The organism is Paraburkholderia hospita, assembly GCF_002902965.1.
Taxonomy (GTDB): Bacteria; Pseudomonadota; Gammaproteobacteria; order Burkholderiales; family Burkholderiaceae; genus Paraburkholderia; species Paraburkholderia hospita.
In genome coordinates, this window is sequence record NZ_CP026106.1 from 1768263 (window position 1) to 1785488 (window position 17226).

Annotated in this window: 17 protein-coding genes; 8 read left to right on the plus strand and 9 right to left on the minus strand. The window is 66.0% G+C overall.

All coding sequences use genetic code 11. The features are described from left to right. Positions 1–12 precede the first annotated feature (12 nt). Positions 13–405 (minus strand): DUF3597 domain-containing protein, encoded by a 393-nt coding sequence (locus C2L64_RS26290; protein WP_007589789.1) that lies wholly within the window; start codon positions 403–405, stop codon positions 13–15. A 407-nt stretch (positions 406–812) separates the two neighbouring features. Between C2L64_RS26290 and C2L64_RS26295 the strand changes: the two genes are divergently transcribed. From C2L64_RS26295 to C2L64_RS26305, 3 genes are read left to right on the plus strand one after another with little or no spacing between them, the layout of a single operon-like run. Then, positions 813–1391 carry a DUF2760 domain-containing protein gene (locus C2L64_RS26295; protein WP_007589788.1) on the plus strand — a complete coding sequence of 193 codons (579 nt, stop codon included), beginning with the start codon at positions 813–815 and terminating at the stop codon, positions 1389–1391. Beyond that, positions 1388–3247 carry an Hsp70 family protein gene (locus C2L64_RS26300; RefSeq protein ID WP_007589787.1) on the plus strand — a complete coding sequence of 620 codons (1860 nt, stop codon included), beginning with the start codon at positions 1388–1390 and terminating at the stop codon, positions 3245–3247. Before C2L64_RS26295 ends, C2L64_RS26300 begins: the two co-directional genes overlap by 4 nt. A 14-nt stretch (positions 3248–3261) precedes the next feature. Next, positions 3262–6078 carry an Hsp70 family protein gene (locus C2L64_RS26305; RefSeq protein ID WP_007589786.1) on the plus strand — a complete coding sequence of 939 codons (2817 nt, stop codon included), beginning with the start codon at positions 3262–3264 and terminating at the stop codon, positions 6076–6078. Between the two features lies 1 nt (position 6079). Here C2L64_RS26305 and C2L64_RS26310 read toward each other — a convergent pair whose 3' ends face one another. The 3 genes from C2L64_RS26310 to C2L64_RS26320 form a co-directional block, all read right to left on the minus strand. After that, positions 6080–6610, minus strand: coding sequence for a universal stress protein (locus C2L64_RS26310; RefSeq protein ID WP_007589785.1), 531 nt, complete (start codon positions 6608–6610; stop codon positions 6080–6082). A 194-nt stretch (positions 6611–6804) separates the two neighbouring features. Further along, positions 6805–7395: a BPSL1445 family SYLF domain-containing lipoprotein gene (locus C2L64_RS26315; protein WP_039901725.1), complete on the minus strand. Its 591-nt coding sequence runs from the start codon at positions 7393–7395 to the stop codon at positions 6805–6807. A 127-nt stretch (positions 7396–7522) separates the two neighbouring features. Further along, a complete protein-coding gene (locus tag C2L64_RS26320) occupies positions 7523–8218 on the minus strand; it encodes a glutathione S-transferase family protein (RefSeq protein WP_007589783.1) in 696 nt (231 codons plus the stop codon). A gap of 206 nt (positions 8219–8424) precedes the next feature. On the opposite strand from C2L64_RS26320, the gene C2L64_RS26325 reads away from it, so the two are divergent. Then, a complete protein-coding gene (locus C2L64_RS26325) occupies positions 8425–9375 on the plus strand; it encodes a PTS sugar transporter subunit IIA (RefSeq protein WP_007589782.1) in 951 nt (316 codons plus the stop codon). A gap of 25 nt (positions 9376–9400) precedes the next feature. On the opposite strand, the gene C2L64_RS26330 is transcribed toward C2L64_RS26325, so the two are convergent. After that, positions 9401–9994, minus strand: a complete 594-nt coding sequence (locus C2L64_RS26330; protein WP_007589781.1) for an SLATT domain-containing protein — start codon at positions 9992–9994, stop codon at positions 9401–9403. A gap of 115 nt (positions 9995–10109) precedes the next feature. On the opposite strand from C2L64_RS26330, the gene C2L64_RS26335 reads away from it, so the two are divergent. From C2L64_RS26335 to C2L64_RS26350, 4 genes are all read left to right on the plus strand, one after another. Continuing rightward, entirely contained in the window at positions 10110–10430 is a 321-nt protein-coding gene (locus C2L64_RS26335; RefSeq protein ID WP_007589779.1) for an HNH endonuclease, read from the plus strand. A 59-nt stretch (positions 10431–10489) separates the two neighbouring features. After that, complete coding sequence (locus C2L64_RS26340) at positions 10490–10720, plus strand: FmdB family zinc ribbon protein (RefSeq protein ID WP_007589778.1); 231 nt, start codon at positions 10490–10492, stop codon at positions 10718–10720. A 152-nt stretch (positions 10721–10872) separates the two neighbouring features. Continuing rightward, positions 10873–11814, plus strand: a complete 942-nt coding sequence (gene gcvA / locus C2L64_RS26345; RefSeq protein ID WP_007589777.1) for a transcriptional regulator GcvA — start codon at positions 10873–10875, stop codon at positions 11812–11814. A 116-nt stretch (positions 11815–11930) separates the two neighbouring features. Continuing rightward, positions 11931–13184 (plus strand): MFS transporter, encoded by a 1254-nt coding sequence (locus C2L64_RS26350; protein ID WP_007589776.1) that lies wholly within the window; start codon positions 11931–11933, stop codon positions 13182–13184. Positions 13185–13279: 95 nt separating this feature from the next. Here the strand turns inward: C2L64_RS26350 and C2L64_RS26355 are convergent, their stop codons facing one another. The 4 genes from C2L64_RS26355 to C2L64_RS26370 all read right to left on the minus strand — a co-directional run bounded on the left by C2L64_RS26355 (position 13280) and on the right by C2L64_RS26370 (position 17039). Then, the gene (locus C2L64_RS26355; protein ID WP_007589775.1) at positions 13280–14272 is read right to left on the minus strand and encodes an alpha/beta hydrolase; all 993 of its coding nucleotides are present in this window, start codon (positions 14270–14272) and stop codon (positions 13280–13282) included. A 9-nt stretch (positions 14273–14281) separates the two neighbouring features. Further along, positions 14282–14557: a hypothetical protein gene (locus C2L64_RS26360; RefSeq protein ID WP_007589774.1), complete on the minus strand. Its 276-nt coding sequence runs from the start codon at positions 14555–14557 to the stop codon at positions 14282–14284. Between the two features lie 94 nt (positions 14558–14651). Beyond that, positions 14652–15326: a response regulator transcription factor gene (locus tag C2L64_RS26365; protein ID WP_007589771.1), complete on the minus strand. Its 675-nt coding sequence runs from the start codon at positions 15324–15326 to the stop codon at positions 14652–14654. 384 nt (positions 15327–15710) lie between these two features. Next, entirely contained in the window at positions 15711–17039 is a 1329-nt protein-coding gene (locus tag C2L64_RS26370; protein WP_039901722.1) for a sensor histidine kinase, read from the minus strand. Positions 17040–17226: the final 187 nt, after the last annotated feature.

The following is a 17226-nucleotide window of genomic DNA, read 5'->3' on the forward strand; positions in this document are numbered from 1 at the left end:
CGCCCGAACCGCTCAGTTCTTCAGATCGTCCGGCACCTTGCCGCCGTTTTCGGCGAGCTTCGTCATGACCTGCTTGTGCAGCCAGATATTCATCGATGCCGAATCGTTCGTGTCGCCGCTGTAATCCAGTTCCTCCGCGAGTTGCTTCCGCGCGCCGAGGCTGCTGTCCAGCCCGAGCAGCTTCATCAGATCGACAATCGACGTGCGCCAGTTCAACTTCTCCGAATTCTGCTCGGCGAGCGTGCTGAGAATCGCTTCGACATCGACAGGCTCCGCCGGTGCGGCCGCGGGAGCCGAAGCGGGCGCGGCATCCGCCGCTGGCGCCGCGTCCGGCGCCGCTGCAGCCTGTACGGCCGGATGGCTCGACGGGAAGATCTTGCTGAGGATCGTGCTGAAAATGCTCATGGCTTGCCTCCGAAAAACGGTTGAACGCAAAAGCGCGCACGGGCCATGTGGCCGTGAAGACCCGCCGCGTCCTGGCAACACGCGAACCGCTGGCGACATAGCCAACGAACGCACGTCCAGGCCGCATTGCACGTACCCGGACGCCCCCTATCCTCGCTGTAAAAAATGACAGGACGATGCCGCTTATTGTTACGCGAGGACGTAAAATCCGGCCGCCAAACTTGCGCAGGAATCAGACTTAGAACCGGCGACGGCTCACAACAAGGCAAAATACGGGTTTTGACGCGGACATATCGAGCGCGCGTCCGCCCGTTTGCGGCGGCTGCCACCGTCCGCCCCGCATTCCACGCCGCCGCGCGACAGCCGCGCGGCGCGACCGAATCCCCAAGAATCAGGAGCGATCTTTCATGACCGAACCGAACGTTTCGTTGCTGGGCAGGCTGTCGCTTGCCTTCGGAACATTTTTCAGCATTCTGGGCGATCGCGACTTCGCCGCCAGCGTGCTGCGCCTGCGCAGCGGTGCAGCGCCCACGCCGGCACCGGCTCCGGCCGCAGCACCCGTAGCTAAACCCACCCCGGCGCCTGCGCCCGTCGTCATCAAGGAAGCCACACCCGAGGCCGCGCTCCAGTTGCTCGGCCTGCTCCAGCGCGATGCACGCTTCATCGATTTCGTGGAGGAAGACATCGCGAAGTATTCGGACGCCGATATCGGCGCGGCGGCTCGCCTCGTCCATGACGGCTGCCGCGCGACGCTGCGCGAGCATTTCACGATTCAACCGGTGCGCGACGAAGCCGAAGGCAGCCGCGTGACGATCAACGAAGGTTTCGACGCGACGGCCATCCGCCTGACGGGCAACGTCGTCGGCAAGGCGCCGTTTTCGGGCAGCATCAGCCATCGCGGCTGGCGCGTCGCCGACGTGCGTCTGCCGAAGCTCACGCAAAGCCATGACGCTACCGTGCTCGCTCCTGCCGAGGTGGAACTATGAGTGATCCGCGCTATTCGATCGGTATCGATCTGGGCACCACGCACTGCGCGCTGTCGTACGTCGATCTCGCCGCCAGCGACGGCGAAAAGACCGAGCAGCAGGTGATGCCCGTCACGCAGCTGACCGCGCCCGGCGCGATCGAAGACCTCGATCTGCTGCCGTCGTTTCTCTATCTGCCGCACGAAAGCGAACTGACGCCCGGCGATCTCGCGTTGCCGTGGACGGGCGAACGCACCTTCGCCGTCGGCGAAATGGCGCGCAGCCGGGGCGCAGGCACGCCGATCCGCCTCGTGTCGAGCGCGAAAAGCTGGCTGTGTCATCCGGGCGTCGACCGCCGCGCGGCCATTCTTCCAAGCGACGCGCCGCCTGAAGTCACGCGCGTTTCGCCGCTCGAAAGCTCGGTACGCTACCTGACGCATCTGCGCGAGGCCTGGAACCACGCGCATCCCGACGCGCCGTTCGACCAGCAGGAAATCACGGTGACGATTCCCGCGTCGTTCGATCCCGCCGCGCGCGAGCTGACGGCGGAAGCCGCCAACGCCGCCGGCTACGGCCAGATGACGCTGCTCGAAGAGCCGCAGGCCGCGCTCTATAGCTGGATCCAGAAGAGCACGGGCGGATGGCGCAAGCAGGTCAAGCTCGGCGACATCATCCTCGTCGTCGACGTTGGCGGCGGCACGACCGACCTGTCGCTGATCGCCGTGATCGAACGCGAAGGCAATCTCGAACTGCATCGCGTCGCGGTCGGCGATCACATTCTGCTCGGCGGCGACAACATGGACCTCGCGCTCGCGCACGTGGTCGCGCGCAAGCTCGCGTCGCAAGGCACGCAGGCCGATCCGTGGCAACTGCGTGCCCTCACCTACGCATGCCGTGGCGCGAAGGAAACGCTGCTGTCCGATCCGTCGACGGATGCCGTGCCACTCGTCGTGCCGAGCCGCGGCTCGAAGCTGATCGGTGGCTCGATCCGCACCGAGCTCACGCGCGACGAACTCACGCAGACGATCCTCGAAGGCTTTTTCCCGCAAGTCGATTCGTCCGCCCGACCGGTGACCCGCACGCGCGCCGGCCTCACGCAGCTCGGTTTGCCGTACGCCCAGGACGCGGGCATCACGCGTCATCTCGCGGCGTTTCTCGGCCGCCAGGTCGCGGCGCTCGCGGAGCTGCAAGGCACGCAGAGCAACGGCCAGTTGCCGCTCGAAGCCAATGCGACGTTTCTGCATCCGACGGCCGTGCTGTTCAACGGCGGCGTGTTCAAGTCGCCGCTGCTGGTCGAGCGGATCATGACGACGCTCAACGGCTGGCTCGCAGCCGACAGCGCCGCGCCGGCGCGTCTGCTCGAAGGCGCGGACCTCGATCTCGCCGTCGCGCGCGGCGCCGCGTACTACGGCTATGTGAAGCGCGGCCGTGGTGTGCGCATTCGCGGCGGCACGGCGCGGGCGTACTACGTCGCGATCGAATCGGCGATGCCCGCCGTGCCCGGCATGGAGCCGCCCATTTCCGCGCTGTGCGTCGCGCCGTTCGGCATGGAAGAAGGCACCGACGCGCCGCTGCCGGAACAGGAGTTCGGGCTGGTGGTCGGCGAGCCGGTGCATTTCCGGTTCTTCGGAAGTTCGGTGCGGCGTCTCGATCAGGTCGGCACGATGCTCGACTACTGGTCGCCGGAGGAATTGCAGGAACTCGAAGAGATCGAAGCGTCGCTGCCCGCTGAAGGCCGCACCGTCGGCGAAGTCGTGCCTGTCAAGCTGCACGCGCGCGTGACGGAAGCAGGCACGCTCGAACTCGAAGCAATTCCGCGCGGCACGAACGAGCGCTGGAAAGTCGAGTTCGACGTGCGCGGCGGCGCGCAAGGCTGACCGTCAAGGCTTCGATGAAGCAAAAGCAGAAGCAGGCAGCCGCGCGTTTCACGGTCGGCATCGATCTCGGCACGAGCAATACGGTCGTCGCGTACGTCGAAACAGGTTCCGACGATATCCGCGTGTTCGAGGTCGATCAGCTCGTCGGGCCCGGCGAACTGGCCGCTCGGCCGCTGTTGCCGTCCGTGCGCTATCACCCCGCTGCGGGCGAGCTGAATCCGGGCGATGTGCAACTGCCGTGGCCGCAAGCCACTGAACAACCGGGCGGCACACAGCCGCCCGTCGTCGGCCAGCTTGCGCGCGCGCTCGGCGCGCAGGTGCCGGGACGGCTCGTCACGAGCGCAAAAAGCTGGCTGTCGCACGCATCTGTAGATAGGCTCGCGCCGATCCTGCCGTGGGGCGCGCCCGACGACGTCGCGAAAGTCTCGCCCGTCGCCGCGAGCGCGAGCTACCTTGCGCACGTGCGCGCCGCCTGGAACACGCGCTTTCCCGATGCACCGCTCGAACAGCAGAACGTCGTGCTCACGGTGCCCGCATCGTTCGACGAAGGCGCGCGCGCATTGACGCTCGAAGCCGCGCGTCTCGCGAAGCTGCCCGCGCTACGGCTGCTCGAAGAACCGCAGGCCGCGTTCTATGACTGGCTGTTTCATCATCGGGTCAATCTTCGAGAAGAGTTAAACGACACGAAACTCGTGCTGATCTGCGACGTCGGCGGCGGCACGACCGATCTCACGCTCATCAAGGTTCACATCGACGCGAGTGGCGAGCCGCAGTTGACGCGCATCGGCGTCGGCAATCATTTGATGCTCGGCGGCGACAACATGGACCTCGCGCTCGCGCGGCTGGCCGAGACGCGTCTTACACAGTCGCAGGACGGCCAGGCGCGGTTGTCGGCGGCGAGCCTGTCGCAATTGGTCGAGCGCTGCCGCGTCGCCAAAGAGCAATTGCTCGATGCGGACGCGCCCGAATCGGTCGCAATCACGCTGCTCGGCTCTGGCTCGCGCCTGATCGGCGGCGCGCGCACCACGCATCTGACGCGCGACGAGATCGGGCGCGTCGTGGTCGACGGATTCTTTCCGCAGGTGTCCGCCGACGAGATGCCGCGCCGCTCGCGCGCCGCCATCGTCGAGTTCGGCCTGCCGTATGCCAGCGACGCCGCCGTCACGCGACACGTCGCGGCGTTTCTGAAGCGGCTCGCCGCGCAATCGCGCGAGGCGCTCGGCGAGGCTGACGGGAACAGCGCAGACGACACGCTACCCGTCCCCGACACGCTGCTGCTCAACGGCGGCGTGTTCCGCGCACACGCGCTGACGCAACGGCTCGCCGACACGCTCGGCGCATGGCGCGGCGAGCCGTTGCACGTACTCCAGAACGATCATCCCGATGTCGCCGTCGCGCGCGGCGCCGTCGCTTATGGGCTCGCGCGCGCGGGCAACGCGCCGCGCATCGGCGGCGGCTCGGCGCGCAGCTATTTCCTCGTGCTCGAAGGCGATCAGGGCATCTGCCTGCTGCCGCGCGGCACGGAAGAAGCGCACGAGGTGCATCTCGACAATCGCGTGTTCGCGCTGCGACTCGGGCAGCCGGTGCGTTTTCATTTGATGTCGACGGTCGCCGATACGCGCTTCAAACCCGGCGAACTCACCGATCTGTCGCAAGGCGATTTCATCCGCCTGCCGCCCATCGCAACCGTCGTGCAACGCCAGCAGGCATCCGATGCCGACGAGCGGCCCGTGAAGCTCACCACGTCGATCACCGAAGTCGGCACGCTCGAAGTGAACTGCATCGCGACCGACGACCCTTCGCAACGCTGGCTGCTGCAATTCGAATTGCGGCGCGACGAGGCCTCTGCGACAACCCATGAAGACGGCGAGAGCGCACGCCACGCGTCGCTCGATCACGCGATCGAACTGATCGAGCGCGCGTTCGGCGCGCGTGCATCGAATGTCGGGCCCAACGAAGTGAAGCGTCTGCGCGCGCAACTCGAACACACGCTCGGCCCGCGCGAAAACTGGGACGTAGCACTCTTGCGCGAACTGTTCGGCGCATTGTGGGACCGCGCGAGGCGCCGGCGCCGCTCGGCGGATCACGAGCGGCTATGGCTCAATCTCGCGGGCTATTGCCTGCGGCCAGGCTTCGGCTATCCACTCGACGAATGGCGCGTCGAGCAGCTGTGGTCGATTTTCGACGACGGCATCCAGTACATCCACGAAAGCCGGGTGTGGTCCGAATGGTGGACGCTATGGCGTCGCGCGGCAGGCGGGCTGAGTGAGGACGCGCAGTTGCAGTTGCTCGACGCGATGGAGTTCCTGCAAGCCGCGAGCATCAAAAAGCAGAAGCTGCCGTTCGATCCCGCCAAGGTCGGCTATGCGGACATGATTCGTGTGCAGGCGTCGCTGGAGCGCATTTCGGTGGAGCGCAAGATCGCGCTTGCGCAGAATTTGCTCGAGCGGCTGCGCAAGCCTTCGGAGAATCATCAAACGTGGTGGGCGGTCGGGCGGATTGGCGCGCGGCTGCCGTTCTACGGCAGCGCGCATGGCGTCGTGCCGCCCGAGGTCGCGCTGCCCTGGCTCGAAGCCGTGCTTGCGCTGGACTGGAAAAAGGTCGAGCCCGCCGCGTTCGCCGCCGTGCAGCTGTCGCGCATGACGGGCGACCGTTCGCGCGACCTGCCCGACGCAGCGCGCGAAACGGTGATACGGCGGCTCGAAACGCTCGGCGCGGCGCCCGCGTGGATCCAGATGGTCCGCGAGACCGTCGCGCTCGATGAAGCCGACACCGGCCGCGTATTCGGCGAATCGTTGCCGGCCGGGCTGAAGCTGATCGGCGGCGCGTAGCTCAAAGCGTTTGAGCACGAGCGGGTGCGCTCGCACGTGCCTGCTGATGGAGATAAGCTTCTTCGCCTGCGGGCTCATCGCGGCGTGCATCGGCTGTTGCTGTGACGAGCACCGCGCGACGCGTGCAGCGCGCGACCACGTCGCTCATCCGCTCTTCCCAGAAACGCCATTTCGAGCCATGCCCCGCGCCGACGACGATCATGTCCGCGTCGAGTTCATCGGCGAACCGCGCGATTCTGCGGCCCACGCTGCCGCCTTCGAGCTGCACCGTGACGGCCCGCGTATGAATGTCCCATGCGTCGAGTTCGAACACTTCATTGCAGCGGCGCTCGACCGTGCGCTCCAGTTCTTCGACCATCTGTATCGAGTCGAGGCAGCCGTACTCGACACCCGCCATCGCCCACCAGGGCATCGTGTCGACGACATACACGGCCGTCAGCCGTGCGCCCGTGTGGCGCGCCTTGTCGATGGCGGACTTCAATACATTGTTGTCCGGGTTCGTGCCGATCGCTACCAGAATGTGCCTGATCATTTCGTGTGCCTCCGTCGTTACGTTGCTTCCATGTCAAGCATGATGCGACGCGAGACTTAGCGATAAATGAGCGAGGCACGGCACGCTGCGGCAGATGCGCAGCAAGATTGAACTGAGGATTCGAGAGAAAGCGGATGGCGCGGAGCGCGCCATCCGTGGCATGTGACGGGACAAATGCGATCGGACGAATGCGATCAGATGATCAGGCGGGAAATCTTCGAGCCTTCCAGCGATACGCCCGCCATCAGCCCGGCGTTCGTGAGCACGAACGCTTCGACTGGACTCATCGCCGTCGACGTATCGACGTTGCCGTTCGCGCCGACGTTCACGAGCGCGACCGACGCATCGACGCCTGCTGACCAGCCCTGGCTGCGAGTGAACTCGCTGAGTGCGTCATCCGTCATGAACAGCATGACGATCGCCTTCGACTGCGCGCCGATCTGCAAGCCGAACGACGCCGCCGCGATGCTGTAATAGCCCGACGTCTGCCCGCCGACGCGCAGTGCGCCCTGCCCGTACTGCCCGCCGAACCAGAAGCCCGCCGAGATCACCGAAGGGAAGACGAGGATGCCGCGCGACTTGTCGGCGAGTTCACGCGAGCCGCCGATGGTGTTGAACAGACGCGTGAGTGTTCCGTTGACGTCGGCGTCGATCGACTGGCGCTTGCCCGCGTTCGCTTCGGGCGACGCATCCGACGACGGCCCCGTGGTCGTGCAGCCCGCGAGCGCCAATCCGCCCGTAGCGAGCGCGGCCGTGGTCATGGCGATGAATCGGCGGCGTTGTATTGTCATTGTTTCTCCCTTGCTTGATGCCGTTGATGAGTCCGTTAGCAGATGTGCTGCCATCATTGTGCTTCGTCGATCCTATCCGATGACAGCGAATGCCGCGTTCGAGTTCCTTACCGCCCGCACTTCAAGCATTGGCGATGCGCTCATGCATGGCGCGGCAATGGCGCACCAGTTCGGGCCGCGACAGCACATACGCCTTCAGCGGCGTGTCGATCTCATAGAAATAAATGTTCGCGACAAAGCCGTAGATTGCAGCGTCGATGGTCGCCGGTTCGGGGCCGAACACGAAGCCGCTATCGCCGAGCAGATCAGCCACCACCCGCAAATCGCCGATACCTCGCGCGTACACCTGATCCGGCTCGTAACGGCCGATGCCCTGATAGTGATAGCGCTGCCGGTTGTACTCGCGCGCCGCTTCGAGATCGCTCGCGGTGACGTCGGCGTGCTCGCGCAGCACGGCATCGCGAAATGCCGGCCAATAACGATCGTCGCGCCAGCGCGAATAGCTCATCGGCCAATAGAGATCGTCGAGTGTGCGGCGCACAAGGAAGTCGAGATTCGCCTGACCTTGCGATAGCGCGCTGTCGATCCGCAGATCGTACTTGTCCTTCAGATAAGCGATGATCGCGTCGCTGTCGCCGATCGTTTCGCCATCGTCCGACAGATACGGTAACTGGCCGCGCGGCGCGCGCGTCGTATCGAGAATATGTTGGTGCTCGAAATCGAGCCCGCACAGCCGCATGAACGCGTAGACCTTCAGGCCGAACGCGTTGTTGTCGGCGACACCGAACAGATCGGGGTACGAATACAGCGTCAGCATGAATGAAGCCTCCGGGCGGGTGTGGTACGTGAGTATCGATTCTGCGGGCATTCTTCATGGGCAAAGCACGGTGCTACAGGCACGTCTTTAACACCGTTGCGCACCGCAATGCGTGCGACAACCCACATTCGGGCGTTCGGTTTTTTTATTCGGTTTTAATGCGAATCGCGCTACGCTAGCTTCGTTGTCAGTCTGGAGAAAAGGGCATGACGAAGACCCGAGCCATTCTGCGCGCCATTTTCGGCGTTCACCACCATCACGACGATACTGCGAGGCGCCGCGCGGCCCGTCGCAGCGTGATGATGCGCGTAACGCTCGACGCGCAACACGTTACACCGCTGCGCCGCGCGCTGACCCGCGATTGCGCGGGCCAGCCGTGGACCATCCGCATCGCGACACTGCCGCATACCGAGCGCGTGCAGCTCTCGCTGTATCTGCCGAAAGACGCGGTGAACGGCGCGATCCAGCAGGTGACGCGTATTGCGCCCGCCGCGCAGTTCGGTCATCTGTTCGAGATTCCCGACACGCCGACGGACGGCTGGCGCGATCTGCTGCGCGCAACCTCGTGGGCGCAGGCAGCGAGCGCGTTGCGCCCCGCGAAGCCGCCCGTCAAAACCAGCGACGACGACGTCGAGACGCTCGACCGTCTGCTGAGCCCCGGCAACGTGCTGCTCGACACGGACGCCGCCAATCGCGCGGCGCTCTTCGCGCAACTCGGCGCGTTTTGCGAAACACACTATGGTGTGCCCGCCGGCCAGGTGATCGACGGACTGAACACGCGTGAAGCGCTCGGTTCGACGGGGCTCGGACAAGGCGTCGCCGTGCCGCATAGCCAGATCGCGGGCTTGCTGACGGCGGTCGTGCTGTACGTGCGCCCGCGCGTGCCGCTCGACTTCGACGCGCCGGACGCGAAGCCCGTCAGTGACGTGATCGCGCTGCTCGTGCCCGAAGGCGCGAACACGATGCATCTGAATCTGCTCGCGGATGTCGCGCAGCGCTTTTGCGATCAGCATTTTCGCGAGCGCCTGCACGCGTGCGGCAGTGCAAGCGAAGTGTGCCGGTTGTTCAGCAGCGCCGCCGAGCCGGCCGACATACCTTCACTGATGCCTCATCCTGCTGCGCGTGGCGATGCGTCCAGCGCGCGTCTGCGGGCGTGACGCTCACCCCAATCACCTTGCCCGTTCATTCCCAGCGGACTTCGTCGCGGCCCTGCAACGCCGCGACGCGCAAGGTTTCCTGAGTGCGCCGGAACACACGCGGCGGCACACTCGGCGAGTCTTCCGCGAGCCGGTCAAGGATGTCGCGCACTTCACTCACGTAGCGGCCGTCGCGCGCGCCGGTGTCGCCTGCGTAGATCGCCTCCAGCCTGCGTCGCACGGCGCCATAGCGCGCGCCCGCCGAACGATGCTGTTCGGCACGCTCCGCATAGCGCAGAAACGTCTGCAACGCCGCTGACACGGCCGCCGCGATGCTCACCAGCCCGACGACGAGCCGCACCCATCGCGAGTCTGCCGACGCCACCAGCGACAAAAACACCGTCGTCCCGACCACGGCCGACACGACCGTCACGCCGATGCCGAACATCCGGTTACGCGCGGCAAGCAGATCGGCCATGTCGTAATGGCTTTTCTGCGACTCGCGCGCGCGGCGAATCCACTTCAACAGCAACTCGTCCTCGTTGACGGGCGGCCGGTATTCGGCGCGCCCGCTCAAAGCGGGATCGGGACGCGAGCCCACACCGGCGCCCGGCTCCGCATGCGTATCGACCATCGTCATGCCCTTGCCTTCCTTTGACGAAGAGAGGCCAGCATAGCATCGCGGCTTGCACGTACGCACGGTGCGAGTGCCCACCGCGAAAGTTGGTAGGATGATGGAATCCGCAGGGGTATCGATGGCAAAGCGTGATGTGGAGTCCTGGTATCGGCCGCCGGCGGAAGAAGCGTGTCCGTTGTGTGGCCGCGCGATTCCGGCCGATCAGCGCGACGAGCATCATCTGGTTCCGAAGGCCGAAGGCGGCCGCGAAACGGTCACGCTGCACCGGATCTGCCATCGGCAGTTGCATGCGCTCTTTTCGGAGCGCGAGCTGGCGACAACCTATGCATCCGTCGATCGCCTGCTCGAAAACGAACAAGTTAGAGCTTTCGTGAACTGGGTACGCACGAAGCCCGATGGGTTTCACGAGCGTACGCGCAGCAGCCGGCGCAAGCGCTGAAACGTACCGCGCGCATCGGGCGCGTGGTGCCCGTCGTGCCGATAACAACGGAACAAGTCATGCCTGTATACGACTACGAGTGCGCCGAATGCGGCACGTTTGAAGCATCGCGGCGCATCGCTGAACGCGACGAACCTGCCAGTTGTCCCCGCTGTGGCACATCGGCGGAACGCGTGCGGGTTGGCGCGCCGGCGTTGCTCGGCAGCGCGTCGGGCGGTTCGTCGAGCGGCCCATCCGAAGGCGAAGGCGGATATGGCATGCGGCATCGCGGCTGCTCGTGCTGCCCTTGAGCGCGTGCGAACGGCGCGGCATGCCCTCGCGCAACGCTCGCGGCTTTCGGCACGCACGGAGCGCAGCTAATCTCTAGCCGCGTCATGCGGGCTGCGCCGATTGCCTCGCGCGAAACCACTTCCCCTGACCAACGACGCCCAAAGGTTGCGCCATGCCGCTTCGCCTGCCTCCGCTGAACTCGCTGCGTTTCTTCGAGGCGGCGGCGCGGCACGGCAGCTTCAAGCTTGCCGCCGCCGAACTGAACGTGACGCCGAGCGCCGTCAGCCACGGCATCGTCGCGCTCGAAGAAGCGCTTGGGGTCGCGCTGTTCGTGCGCGAGCCGCGCAAGCTGTCGCTGACGCCTGCGGGCGAGCAGTATTTCCCATACATCGCCGAGGCGTTTTCGCTGATCGCGCTCGGCACGCAGCGGCTGCCCGACAGCCGCACGCATCGCACGGTGACGGTGAGCTGCGCGCCGACGCTCGCGATGCGCTGGCTCGTGCCGCGCCTGTTCGAGTTTCGCGCGCAGTGGCCGAACATCGACGTTTCCGTCGATACCTCGCGCCGCCAGGTGGGCTTTCCCGTCGACGGCTTCGACTTCGGCATCCGTCTGAGCCGCGGTCCCGTGCCGGGCAGCGACTGGAGCCGACTGTTCGGCGAGCGGCTCGTGCCAGTTTGCAGCCCCGCCTATCGCGACACGTTGCGCGATACACATGGCAACATCGACTTGCGCCACGCCACGCTGATTCACGTCGACACCGCGAGCGAAGACTGGCAGGCGTGGCTGGACGGCGCGGGTGTCCACGATATCGACGCGTCGGGCGGCGTGCGTTTCGACACGATCCAGCTGGCGCTCGAAGCGGCCACGACGGGCATGGGCGTCGCGATCGGCAGACGGCCGCTGGTGAACCGCGAGCTGGACGCCGGCACGCTCGTCGAAGCCAGCACGCCGACCGTCGATGCGAAGACGGCGTACTGGCTGGTCAGCGCGGAAGGCACGGACTCGCGGCCCGATCTGCAGGCATTCAAGCGCTGGCTGCTTCACGAAGCGCACGCGTTCGATGACGCTGCTTCAACGGGCGAAGCCATGCACTTTACGACGGCAACCCGCTAGACATCCACGAGCAACCCGCTCCCCCTGCGAGTGAATTTTCTTCATCTGTCGCCGAAAACTTTTCGTTTGTCGCGCCTGCTGGCTGCTGCGAGGATGCCGCCAGGAGGAAACAAAACATGTCAACGGCCAAACCCGCTTACGCAGCGCCCCTTAAAAACCCGACGTTTTACGTGATCGTCGCCGCCGCGGTGATCATCAGCGCGGCCATGGGCATCCGGCAGACCTTCGGTCTCTTCATCGGGCCGTTTTCGTACGATCGCGGCCTGCCCGTGACGCTCGTGGCCTTTGCGATCGCGCTGCACAATCTCGTATGGGGCTTCGCGCAGCCGTTCGCAGGCGCCGCCGCCGACCGCTACGGCGCCGCGCCCGTCGTCGCGTTCGGCGCTACTACCTTCGCTGCGGGCCTCGCGCTCGCGGCCGGTTCGCCGTCCGGTATCGCGCTGATTGCGGGGCTTGGGCTGCTGGTCGGCATCGGTGTGAGCTGCACGACGTTCGGCGTCGTGCTGACGGCCGTCGGGCGCGCCGCGACGCCCGAGCAGCGCAGCATGGCGATGGGCATCGCGAGCGCGGGCGGCTCGCTGGGACAGGTGCTGATGGTGCCGTTCGCGCAACTGGTGCGCGAAACGTCGGGCATATCGACGTCGCTCTACGCGCTCGCCTTCCTGATGCTGGTCGCCGCGCCCTTCGGCATGTTGCTCGACCGCCGCAAGGACGTCGGCGCGCCGCACGTGGCTGCATCACCCGCAGCGGCCACTGTCCCGCCGTTGCGCGAGACGCTCGCGCACGCCATGCGCCATCGCGGCTACCGGCTGCTGACGCTCGGCTTCTTCACCTGCGGCTTCCAGCTCGCGTTCATCGCCACACACCTGCCCGGCTATCTGACCTTGTGCCACATGCCGATGGGACTCGGCGCCACCGCGCTCGCACTGATCGGCCTGTTCAACATGGCGGGTAGCTGGGCGTGCGGCTGGCTTGGCGGGCGCTTCCGTCAGCAGCATGTGCTCGGCTGGCTGTATCTGATTCGCGGGGCGACGATTGCCACGTTCTTCCTGCTGCCGAAGTCGACAGTTTCCGTCGTGCTGTTCGCCGCCGTGATGGGCCTGACGTGGCTCGGCACCGTGCCGCTCACCAGCGGCCTGATCGCCAAGGTGTTCGGCACGCGGCATCTCGGCACGCTGTTCGGCGTCGTGTTTCTCAGCCACCAGCTGGGTTCGTTCCTCGGCGCGTGGCTCGGCGGCTACGTGTTCGATGCGACGGGCTCGTACACGCTGATCTGGGCCGCGACGGCATTGGCGGGACTGTTCGCCGCGCTGCTGCATTTCCCGATCGACGACACCGTCCACGCACCCGTCGAACCGGCGCGTGCCTGAGTTTCGCAGAGGCGTTTCCAGAGGCCAGTGTTCAGTATTGGCCATTGACGCGGACGGCTCGTGCCGTCCGTTTTTTGTCTTTTGCCATCCCGCTCTCATGCAATGGCGGCAGCTGCCACCTCGCGCTTGCGCGTCGCGTAGCAGCGCCTGACGAACATCGCCGCCTGCCGCAGCGCCTGATTCGCCTCGGGCAGGAACGGCGCGAAACATGGCAGTGCGTGCGGCATCGCATGCCATTGCGCGACCTGCACCGTCACGCCCACGCGATTCAGGCGCGCCGCGAGCGCGAGCGCATCTTCGTACATCGCTTCCGTGTCGCTGATCTGCAGATGGATGGGCGGCAAATCGTGCAGTTCTCCGCGCGTCGGCGACACATACGGGTCCCACGCGCTCGCGTCGCCGATATACATCTGCGCGGCATGCTGCATCGCCACGCGCGTCGTTGGCCCTGTGCCGCGCGCGGCGCGCCATGTCGTCGTCAGATCGGCCCACGGCGAGAACAGCACGGCGCCCGCCGGCAATGCCTCGCGCGCGTCGCGCAACGCGGCCAGCAACGCGAGCGCCAGCCCGCCGCCCGCCGAGTCGCCCGCGACGACGATCGAATTCGCCGCGATGCCGCGCGCGATCAGCGTGCGGTACGCGTGCAACGCATCCTCTAGCGCGGCAGGAAACGGATGCTCGGGCGCGAGCCGGTAGTCGGGCGCGAACACGGGCGCGCCGCTATGCGCGGCGAGCGCCGTCGTCACCGCGCGATGGGTCGCCGACGATCCAAAGTAATAGCCGCCGCCGTGCAGGTACAGAATCGCGTTCGCGATGGGTCCGGGTCGGGTCGACGGTAAAGTCCACAGCCCGTCGAGATCGCCATCGCGCACCCTGCGCGAACGCGGATTGAGAAGCGCCGCGAGCCACGCGCCCGGCAACGAGAGCCGGTGCGAGCGCGCGCGCACCCGCGCGACATCGGGCGCGGCCGCGCAGCGCGCCCGAGCACGCTGCCCGACGAGCAGCGGCATGGCCATGAGAACGGCACGCGCCTGCCAGCTTGCGGCCATGCGAGCCGCGAGGCCTTCGATAGCCGGATGGTTCGACATGGCCGCGCCTCAGCGTTGCATCGAACCAAAACCGTCGCCCCAGCCGGCGCAACGCGGATAGCGCACACGCGCGCCGATGCGGCACCGCGAAGGCTGCATACGGTAAGCGCGCGCGGCATAGACGGGCGCGCGCTGGTTCGCACACGCGGCGCCTTGCGGCGTGCAGTCGATATGCACCGCGATCCGCGTGCGGGTGCTGGGATCGTACATATCAAATGCGGCCGGTGTGTGGTTGAACGCATCGTTGCGCTCGACAACTACGTTAACTTCTGGAATGCCTTTCATCGCTCTCTCCTCGCCGCGCGTTTCAGCGTGATTGCTGTGCGGTTGAGGAGATTGTGTCGATGCAGAGTGAGGGGAGAATGAGGACGCGCGGCGCTCAGGTTTTCGGCGCTTCGCCGAGCATGACGGTCCAGCCGAGGCCGCGTACATTGCGGATCACCGACTGCCCGAACTTCTTGCGCACCGAGTGAATGAGCACGTCGACAGCATTGCTCTCGACTTCCTTGCCCCAGCCGTACAGCTTGTCCTCGAGCTGGTCGCGCGACAGGATCGTGCCGGGCCGTTCGAGAAACGCAAGCATCAGCGCGAACTCGCGCGCCGACAATACCGACGACACCCCGTTGCAGCACAGCGTGCGCTTATCGAGATCGAGGTTCAGCGCATCGTCGCCGAGACGCGACGACGCGTAGCCCGCCTTGCGCCGCAACACGGCGCGCATGCGCGCCATCAGCTCGGGCACGTCGAAGGGTTTGAGCACGTAGTCGTCGGCGCCGACGTCGAGGCCCTGCACGCGCGCTTCGAGATCGTCGCGCGCCGTGAGGATCAGCACCGGCACCGTGTTGCCCGCCGCGCGGGCCGACCTCAGCAGTTCGATGCCGCCCATGCCCGGCAAGCCGAGATCGAGCAGGACGACGGTATATTCGGCGGCAGCGATGGCCGCGCTGCCCGCATTGCCGTCGCGCACCCAGTCGACGCTGTAGTCAGCGTCCTGCAGCGCGCGCATCAGACTTTGGCCAATCTGCAGATCGTCTTCAACCAGTAGCACTCGCATGATGTCGTGTCCACAGCAACGAAGCGTTGTCGTTGGCCCCAGCGCAAGGACCGATCAGCCGCACGGCGTGCTGCGCACTGCGCGCCGGTTTGCGATTCCGGGCCGTGGCCGCCGGCGCGCCCCACTCCCGCGCACCAGCCAGATCGCATGATAACCGAGCCTGCACAGGCTAAACCGTTCGGTATCGACGACAAAAAAAGGCCGACTGCATACGCAGTCGGCCGAAGGATTCTGGCGTGCACCGATCGCCGTGCCAGAACCAGAGGGGCCTGCTCCAACAGTTCCCATCTTAGGCACGGAGAATTAGCAACGAATGAGCGGCTGACCGCGCTGCGAGCGGCACCACGCTTGTGGCACCGCTTATTGCGCCGCTTATTGCACCGCTTACGGCACCGAGGGAAAACCGATCGATGCGACGATCCCCGATTGCCCATCCACACGGTTGCGCAGGCTCGCTTCGCCGCCATACCGGTTCACGATAGCCTGCACGATCGACAAACCGAGCCCGCTGCCCTCGATCTGCACATTGGCGCGGAAAAACCGGTCGAACACGCGCGGCAGCAGCGCCTCGTCGATGCCAGGCCCGTTATCGACCACCTCGATCCACACCTTCCCGTCGCGCACCTGGATGCTCAGATCGACCTTGCCGCCATCGGGCGTGTAGCGAATCGCGTTGCTCACCAGGTTGCGCAGCGCGATGCCGATATCGGCGTCGTTCGCGCGCACAAAAGCGCTCGTCATCTCGTCGGCGCCGATGTCGATGCCGCGCTGCATCGCGATCGGCAGGACTTCGGCCACGGCGTCGACGACCACCTCCGACACGTCGACGCGCGTCAGCGTGTCCGGTTTCATCGCCGCATCGGCGCGCGCGAGCCGCAGCAGCTGCGCGATCATCCGGCCGCTGCGCCGGATGCCGCTTTGCAGTTCGCGGAAGCGCTCCTGGTTGCCGGGCGCGATATGCGGCTGCAGGTTGTCCGCCTGCAACTGCAACGCGGTAAGCGGCGTGCGCAGCTCATGCGCCGCGTCGGCGATGAACTTCCGCTCGCCCTCGATGGACTGTTCGAGCCGCTCGATCATCTTGTTGATCGACAGGATGAACGGGCGTATCTCCGTCGGCACGCCCGAGGTAGACAGCTGCTCGAAATGCGCCATGTCGATGGCCTGTACCTGTCTGCCGAGCCGCGTCAGGCGCCTCAGCGCGCGCCGTACGACGAGCAGCACGGCGATCCACACCAGCGGCACGAGCACGATCATCGGCCACAGCGTATTCAGCGAGCGCGCTTCCGCGAGGTCCTGGCGCACGCGCGAACGCTGTGCGACCTGGACGACCATCGACGGCTCGCGCAGCGTGTAGATGCGCCAGCTCTCGCCGTTCACCATCGCATTCGTGAAGCCCGGCTCGGCCTCGCGCGGCAACGGGAGTGAGGGGTCGGTCGAGCGGTACGGCGTATCGATGCCGTCCTTCCAGACCGTGAGATAGACATCGCGCTCCGGCTGCGAGCCGCGTGCGGGCGTGGTGGGCAGCGCATCGGCGAGGCCGCTGTGATACAGGCGCGTGGCCACCTGTTCGAGACGCAGATCGAGCAGCGCGCTCATGCCGGCTTTGGCAAGCTGCCATGAGCTGATGCCCTGCACCACGCCGACGACGCTCACCAGCACACAGAGGGCGAGCACGAGTTGATTTCTGAGGGAGCGGATCTTGGGCATGGACATGGTCTGATGCGTGCCGTCCGGTGAGAGTTGTGCAAACGGGATTGAACGCCAGGACTGACGTGCCGCGATGTATTGACGGTCGGCGGCGCTTCCTTGTTGGCGAGCCTGTCGGCGAGCCGATTCTACACCGCACTACACGCTCTTCTGGTTGTAGAGACAATGATGCGGGCGCGCAGATTTCTCTGCG